Genomic DNA, 6,993 nt, shown 5'->3' on the forward strand with positions numbered 1-6,993 from the left:
ATCCCGAGCAGCGCTGGAGAGGTGTCTGACGGCGCGAGGTGATGATGGTGCCAGGTGATGATGGTGTCCTGTGATGACGATGCCAGCTACGCACTCAGTCGCCGACGGTGGACCCGGAGGACCCCTCGCCCCACCTTGGCATAAGCTGATGATCGATACCCAGCTGATTGAGGATGCGCGCCACGATGAAGTCGATCAGATCATCGATGCTCTGCGGCTGGTGGTAGAAGCCGGGTGCTGCGGGCAACACCACCGCCCCCATACGGGTCAGACTGAGCATGTGCTCCAGGTGAATCGCCGAGAATGGCGTCTCCCGGGGCACCAGCACCAGGCGGCGGCGTTCCTTTAGCGCCACATCGGCGGCGCGCTCGATCAGATTGTTGCTGGCGCCACAGGCCACCGCCGACAGTGTTCCCGTCGAGCACGGGCAGATCACCATGGCACTGCTGGCGCCGGAGCCCGACGCCACCGGGGCCATCCAGTCCTCACGGCCAAAGCAGCGGATCTGGCCCTCGGCCGCCGAGAACCGCTCGCTGAGCGCCTCGGCCAGCAGCGCCGGGCGTGGCGGCAACGACACCTCGGTCTCGGTGGCGATGACTAGATGGGCGGCCTTGGAGATCATCACCCACACCTCGTGTCCCGCCGACACCAGCGCCTCGATCAGCCTGAGTCCGTACTGGGCGCCGGAGGCGCCGGTCAGGGCCACGGTCACCGGGGGGTTGAAGCCTTCAGCCATGAGCGGCCTCCAGCGCCTTGAGCAGGCGCTCATGGATGCCGCCGAAGCCGCCGTTGGACATCACCACGATACGATCATAAGGGCGCGCCTGTGCCACCAGATCGGCGACCAGCGCATCGATGTCACCACGACGGTGCGCCGGTATCGGCGAGGCCTCGACCAGCGCCTCCACCGACCAGTCCAGCCCCTCGGGCTGGTACCACCAGACCTGGTCGGCCTGGGCCACGCTGTCCGCCAGGCGATCGCGCAGGGTACCCAGACGCATGGTGTTGGAACGCGGCTCGATCACCGCCAGCAGGCGACCGCGCTGGGTCGAAGCGCGCAGCCCGGACAGCGTCGCCGCGATGGCGGTGGGATGATGGGCAAAGTCGTCGATCACCTGGACGCCGCCGACCTCGCCGCGCACCTCCTGGCGACGCTTGGGCGTCTCGAAACGCGACAGCGCAGCGGCGCCGCGCGCCAGATCCACGCCGAACACGCTGGCGGCGGCCAGGGCGGCCAGGGCATTGCGGGCGTTGTAGTCACCGGTCAACCCCCAGTCGACCACTGCGTCCTCGTCGACCCCGTCCGGCCGCCGCTGGATCACCCTGAAACGACTGGCATCGTCACGCTCTAGCTCGATGCGCCAGGCCGAGTCCTGCTGCTGCCCCATGCGCGACACCGGTGTCCATGCGCCCTGGGCCAGCACCCGGTCCAGCGCCGGCGCGTCGTCCGCCACCAGCAACTGGCCACGCCCGGGCACCGTACGTACCAGGTGATGAAACTGGCGTTCGATGGCAGCCAGGTCGGGAAAGATGTCCGCGTGGTCATACTCGAGGTTGTTGAGGATGGCGACCAGCGGGCGGTAGTGCACGAACTTGGAGCGCTTGTCGAAGAAGGCGGTGTCGTACTCGTCGGCCTCCACCACAAAGGGCGCCTGCTCGCCGCCCAGTCGCGCCGATACGCCAAAGTTCCTCGGCACCCCGCCGATCAGAAAGCCAGGGGCCAGCCCAGCGCTTTCGAGCAGCCAGGCGGTCAGGCTGGCCGTGGTGGTCTTGCCGTGGGTGCCCGCCACCGCGATCACCGGGCGCCCCGGCAGCACGTGCTCGGCCAGCCACTGGGCACCGGACACGTAGGGCAGGCCACGATCGAGCACCGCCTCGACTTCAGGGTTGCCCCGCGACAGGGCGTTGCCGATCACCACCAGGTCCGGTGTCGTCGTCAGATTGTCGGCGGCGTAACCGCGCATCAGGGCGATGCCGGCCGTTTCCAGCTGGGTGCTCATGGGGGGATAGACGCTGGCATCCGAGCCGCTGACCTGGTGGCCAAGCTCCCGCGCCAACAGCGCCAGGCTGCCCATGAAGGTGCCGCAGATACCGACGATATGAAGATGCATGGCGCCTCCGGTGCGCTGCTGCTGCCCCGTCCCCGAGTCGACGCGCACGGCGCCCCCGGCAGACAACGGCACTCAAGGTTGGCGGCAGCCTAGCATGCCCCGACAAAGGCCTCCAGAGGCGGCGTCACGCCCTCGTCGCTGTTGCCGATCGCCCACTGTTTTACTTCGACGTCGGCGCTCGGCTGCGCCGGGGCATGCCGGTCGGATGCAGGCACCAGGCCGATGGGCTAGAATCGCCGACCATGTTCCGGCGCTGTCCCGGCGATGGTTGCCACGCGATGGCTTGCCACACGATGGCTTTAGTCCGCGAAGGCTTTAGTCCGCGAAGCCCTTCCCGACGAAGGCCTGGCCGACCGCGACGCGCCCACCGATCCTTTCCCTTCGCCACGCCGCGTGGGGACGTTGTTCGTTTCACCGTATTCACGATCCAGAACCAGGAGCCCCACGCCCCATGGCCCAGCACAACGCCTTCTACGCCCAGTCCGGCGGCGTCACCGCCGTGATCAACGCCAGCGCCTGCGGCGTCATCGAGACCTGCCGCCAGAACAGTGATCGCATCGGCAAGGTCTACGCCGGCCACAACGGTATCATCGGCGCCCTGACCGAGGACCTGATCGACGTAAGCCAGGAGTCCGATGACACCATCGCCGCCCTGCGCCACACGCCCGGCGGTGCCTTCGGTTCCTGTCGCTACAAGCTCAAGGACATCGAGAGCCATCGCACCCAGTACGAGCGCCTGATCGAGGTGTTCAAGGCTCACGATATCCGCTACTTCTTCTACAACGGCGGCGGCGACAGCGCCGACACCTGCCTCAAGGTCTCGCAGCTGTCCGAGAAGATGGGCTACCCGCTGACCGCCATCCACGTGCCCAAGACCGTGGACAACGACCTGCCGATCACCGACAACAGCCCCGGTTTCGGCAGCGTGGCCAAGTACATCGCCACCTCGACCCTCGAGGCCTCCATGGACATCGCCTCCATGTGCGCCACCTCCACCAAGGTGTTCGTGCTCGAGGTCATGGGTCGCCACGCCGGCTGGATCGCCGGCGCCGGTGGCCTGGCCGGCCAGGGCGAGGGTGAGCCACCCCACCTGGTGATCTTCCCCGAGATTCCCTTCGACCGTCGCCAGGTGATGGAGCGTGTGGAATACGCGGTCAAGAACTACGGCTACTGCGTGATCGTGGTTTCCGAGGGCGCACGCTACGAGGACGGCACCTTCCTCGCCGACTCGGGTAACACCGACGCCTTCGGACACCGCCAGCTCGGCGGCGTGGCCCCGACCCTGGCCGGCATGGTCAAGCAGGACCTGGGCTACAAGTACCACTGGGCGGTTGCCGACTACCTGCAGCGCGCCGCGCGCCACCTTGGCGCCAAGACCGACGTCGAGCAGGCCTACGCGGTCGGCGTCAAGGCGGTGGAACTGGCGCTCGAGGGGCACAACGCCCAGATGCCGGCGATCAAGCGCGTCAGCGACAACCCCTACCGCTGGGAGATCGAGGCGGCACCGCTGGCCGATGTGGCCAACCGTGAGAAGTTCATGCCGCGCGAGTACATCCGCGAGGATGGCTTCGGCATCAGCGACGCCGGCCGTGCCTACCTGGCACCGCTGATCCAGGGCGAGGACTTCCCTCCCTTCGAGAACGGCCTGCCGAAGATGGCGCGCCTCAAGCTCGCGCGGGTGGAAAAGCGTCTGCCGGCATTCAGCCTGTAACTCAGTCTGTAGCATAGACGCACCACAGCTCGCTGCGGCCCGGCGCTGCATCACGCACGCCCCGCGACCGAGACGCAGCCGACGCGACGCTGGCATTAAAAAAGCCCCGAGGCCTGGCCTCGGGGCTTTTCGTTTGACGCCGCAGGATGTGTCAGGAAGACCGGCTGGCCCCGCCACGGATCACCAAAGCCCCAGGCCTTCTCCGATACACCGACGAGCGCAGGCACTTTTCAGACAAGCCCTAGGCGCTGTCCGAAAAGTCGACGAGCGAAGGTTAGACAAGGCAAAAATCGGTGAGACAGCGCAGTTTACAGGGTGTAAATGAGCATTTTGACCGGGCTGGCGCACCAGCCGATTTTTAACGCCGTATTACCGAGTGCAGGCACTTTTCAGACAAGCCCTAGCGTAGCCACCAGGACAGGATCAACAACACCAGCAACAACCCGGCGATGGCCTGCCACAGGTTGGCGGGTTCCTTCCAGGCACGGATCGAACGACTGGGGGCTTCAGACACCTGCTGGCGACCGGGCCGCACGCTATAGAGAAATTCCGACAGGCGCCGAAAACGCAGCGATCGCTGCGGGTCCAGGGCGCGTTTTAAGGCCTCGTCGAGCTCCGCGCTGACGTCTGGCCGGTAATGACGCACGCTGCGATAGCTCAGCTGCTCGAGATCGGTATGACTGCGCAGCTGATGGGTCGGCACCGCGTAGGGCAGACGTCCGCTGATCAACCAGTACACCGTGGAGGCCAGGGCGTACTGGTCACTGCGCCGGCCGACCTCGTCATCAAGGGCATACTCAGGCGCACTGTGTTCATTGAGCCCCACCTGGGCCACCAGCCGGCGGGAGCGGCGGTGCCCGTCGACATCGCGCAGATGGCAGGCGCTGAAGTCGGTCAGTACCACGCGCCCCTGATCATCGATCAAGACGTTGTCTGGATGGACCTGCTGGTGAATCAGGTCACGGTGATGCAACGCCTGCAGCGCCTTGCCCAGCTGCAGCGCGATGTCGAGTCGTTGACCGAGACTGGCACGCGGATAGCGCGCGACCCACTCGCTCAAGGTCATGCCATCGACGTAACGCATCAGGTAATAGAGATGACGGCGGGACCGGGAAGGCTCGACCACGCTGACCACGAAGGGCGAGTGAACCCTCTCCACCACCCACTGTTGCAGCAGGAAGTGCTCCAGGTAGGCGTTTCGATTCGACAGCTCAGGACTTGGCGCCTTGAGCACACAGACCCGCTCGGTATCCACATCGCGCACCCGGTAGACCCGTGAGTGGGCGGTGCGTGACATCACCGCTTCCACCACCAGTCCGTCGATCTGGTCACCCACCGCAAGCTCGGGGGGAATCGGCAGATCCCCGTACAGCCGACTGGGAGCGTCGCTGGCCGCATCAGGCAGTTCATCCACCCTGACCAGTTGAAAGCAGAAGGGGTCACTGCCGTAGCCCCGCTCACGAGCCCTGGAGCTTGCCGCCTCGGCCAGGCGCTCACAGGCCGCGTCCAGGTCACTGGCATCTTCGCGAATCAGCCGCACATAGTCGGAGGGCATCAGGGTCCCACGCACCCCCTGGGTGGTGAACAGAAAGATGTCCCCCTGCTTCAGCGGCCACTCCGAATAGTCGATGTCGATGCCGACATCCATGCCCAGCGCCCTGGCCGGGTAGCGATAGCCCCCCAGGTCGGTGACGTGGTCGCGGCTCAACTGCTCGAACTCGGCTCCCCGAAGCCGAAACACTAGGGTGTCACCTACATGAAAGAGGTGCGCACAACGGTCCTTGAACACCACCGTCGACAACGACGACACATAGCTGCCGTCCTCCATCTGGCGGGTCATGCCATGACACCAAGCGTTGAGCGCACGCATCACTCGCTGGGCCGACGCCTTGATGGTCCAGTGCGCCGGAGTCGCGTAGTAGTCGTTGAGAAATCCACGCACGCTGAGATCTCCCGCCTGCTTGGCCAGGGCATGGCCTGAGGCTGAATCGCTGATCAGCGCGCAGGCGCCCTTGGGCTCGCCCTCTTCCGGCAGGCGCACCGACATCGAACTGCGCTGCCGATGGCGTTCGGGCGCCACAAAGGCTTGCCCATAACTCAGAGCGAGACGTGCGGTGGCCAAGATCACCTCCTGTGACTCCAGCGTTGATGACGCGACAAGACGTGGGCCAGGGGGCCGACGCCTTCACCGGCGGTATGATACACACCGAATCCCTGATATGCCTGACAAGTCGCCTTTGGCTTTGTTTACTGTGCTTTAGTGGCACCTCACCCCGGCGTCTCGTCCCATGGTTGTCTTGCGCGCCTTGTTGCAGCGCGTCAAGATACGCCCACCATATTGGTAATCCCGTCACGGGGTTCGTATAATCCGACGGATTTTTTTCCGCCGCCCAGGCGGACATCCGCCCAACGAAGGACGCGAGCATGAACTTCGACAACATCCCCGCCGGCAAGGAACTCCCCAACGACCTCTTCGTCGCCATCGAGATTCCCGCCAATCACGCCCCGGTGAAGTACGAAATTGACAAGGACATGGGTGCCCTGCTCGTCGACCGCTTCATGGCGACGCCGATGTTCTACCCGGCCAACTACGGCTTCATTCCGCACACCCTGGCAGACGACGGCGACCCCCTGGACGCCCTGGTGGTCACCCCCTACCCCGTCGCACCCGGCAGTGTCATCCGCGCCCGTCCGGTGGGCATCCTCAACATGACCGACGAAGCCGGCGAAGACGCCAAGCTGGTGTGCGTCCCGCACCCCAAGCTGTCCAGCCTCTACGACGATGTTCAGGAGGTCACCGATCTGCCCGAGCTGCTGCGTCAGCAGATCGCCCACTTCTTCGAGAACTACAAGGATCTCGAGAAGGGCAAGTGGGTCAAGGTGGAATCCTGGGAAGGTGTCGAGGCCGCCCGCAAGGCCATCGAAAAGTCCGCCGCCGCCTACACCAAGGCCTGAGCCTCGGCGCAGACGCGCCAGCGACGGTTGCTTCCCCAGGCCACGCCTGGTCCTGGGGAAGCGTCAAAAAAAGCCGCCCGGATTCGGGCGGCTTTAATGAGATGGTCAGCCTGACCTCGAAGCCCAGCAGGCTATGCTTGCTGGGCTTCTTCTTTTCAGAGGACCACGCTCATGACCGCTCCCGCCATCATCGGTATCGACCTGGGCAAACGCAGC

At 65.2% G+C, this 6,993-nt stretch carries 5 protein-coding genes; 2 read left to right on the forward strand and 3 right to left on the reverse strand.

Annotated elements, in window-relative coordinates; genetic code table 11:
* Positions 1–94: 94 nt before the first annotated feature.
* Both C9F12_RS10835 and mpl read right to left on the reverse strand, forming a co-directional pair.
* Positions 95–736, reverse strand: a complete 642-nt coding sequence (locus tag C9F12_RS10835) for a flavin prenyltransferase UbiX (RefSeq protein ID WP_045994174.1) — start codon at positions 734–736, stop codon at positions 95–97.
* A complete protein-coding gene (mpl, locus tag C9F12_RS10840) occupies positions 729–2,111 on the reverse strand; it encodes a UDP-N-acetylmuramate:L-alanyl-gamma-D-glutamyl-meso-diaminopimelate ligase (protein ID WP_045994173.1) in 1,383 nt (460 codons plus the stop codon). The genes C9F12_RS10835 and mpl overlap by 8 nt, the downstream gene beginning before the upstream one ends.
* A 451-nt stretch (positions 2,112–2,562) precedes the next feature.
* Between mpl and C9F12_RS10845 the strand changes: the two genes are divergently transcribed.
* Positions 2,563–3,822 (forward strand): 6-phosphofructokinase, encoded by a 1,260-nt coding sequence (locus tag C9F12_RS10845; protein WP_045994172.1) that lies wholly within the window; start codon positions 2,563–2,565, stop codon positions 3,820–3,822.
* A 400-nt stretch (positions 3,823–4,222) separates the two neighbouring features.
* On the opposite strand, the gene C9F12_RS10850 is transcribed toward C9F12_RS10845, so the two are convergent.
* Entirely contained in the window at positions 4,223–5,944 is a 1,722-nt protein-coding gene (locus tag C9F12_RS10850; protein WP_045993353.1) for a bifunctional protein-serine/threonine kinase/phosphatase, read from the reverse strand.
* Between the two features lie 302 nt (positions 5,945–6,246).
* On the opposite strand from C9F12_RS10850, the gene ppa reads away from it, so the two are divergent.
* The gene (gene ppa, locus C9F12_RS10855; protein WP_045993354.1) at positions 6,247–6,777 is read left to right on the forward strand and encodes an inorganic diphosphatase; all 531 of its coding nucleotides are present in this window, start codon (positions 6,247–6,249) and stop codon (positions 6,775–6,777) included.
* Positions 6,778–6,993 lie beyond the last annotated feature (216 nt).

The organism is Halomonas sp. BN3-1, from assembly GCF_003056325.1.
Taxonomy (GTDB): domain Bacteria; phylum Pseudomonadota; class Gammaproteobacteria; order Pseudomonadales; family Halomonadaceae; genus Halomonas; species Halomonas litopenaei.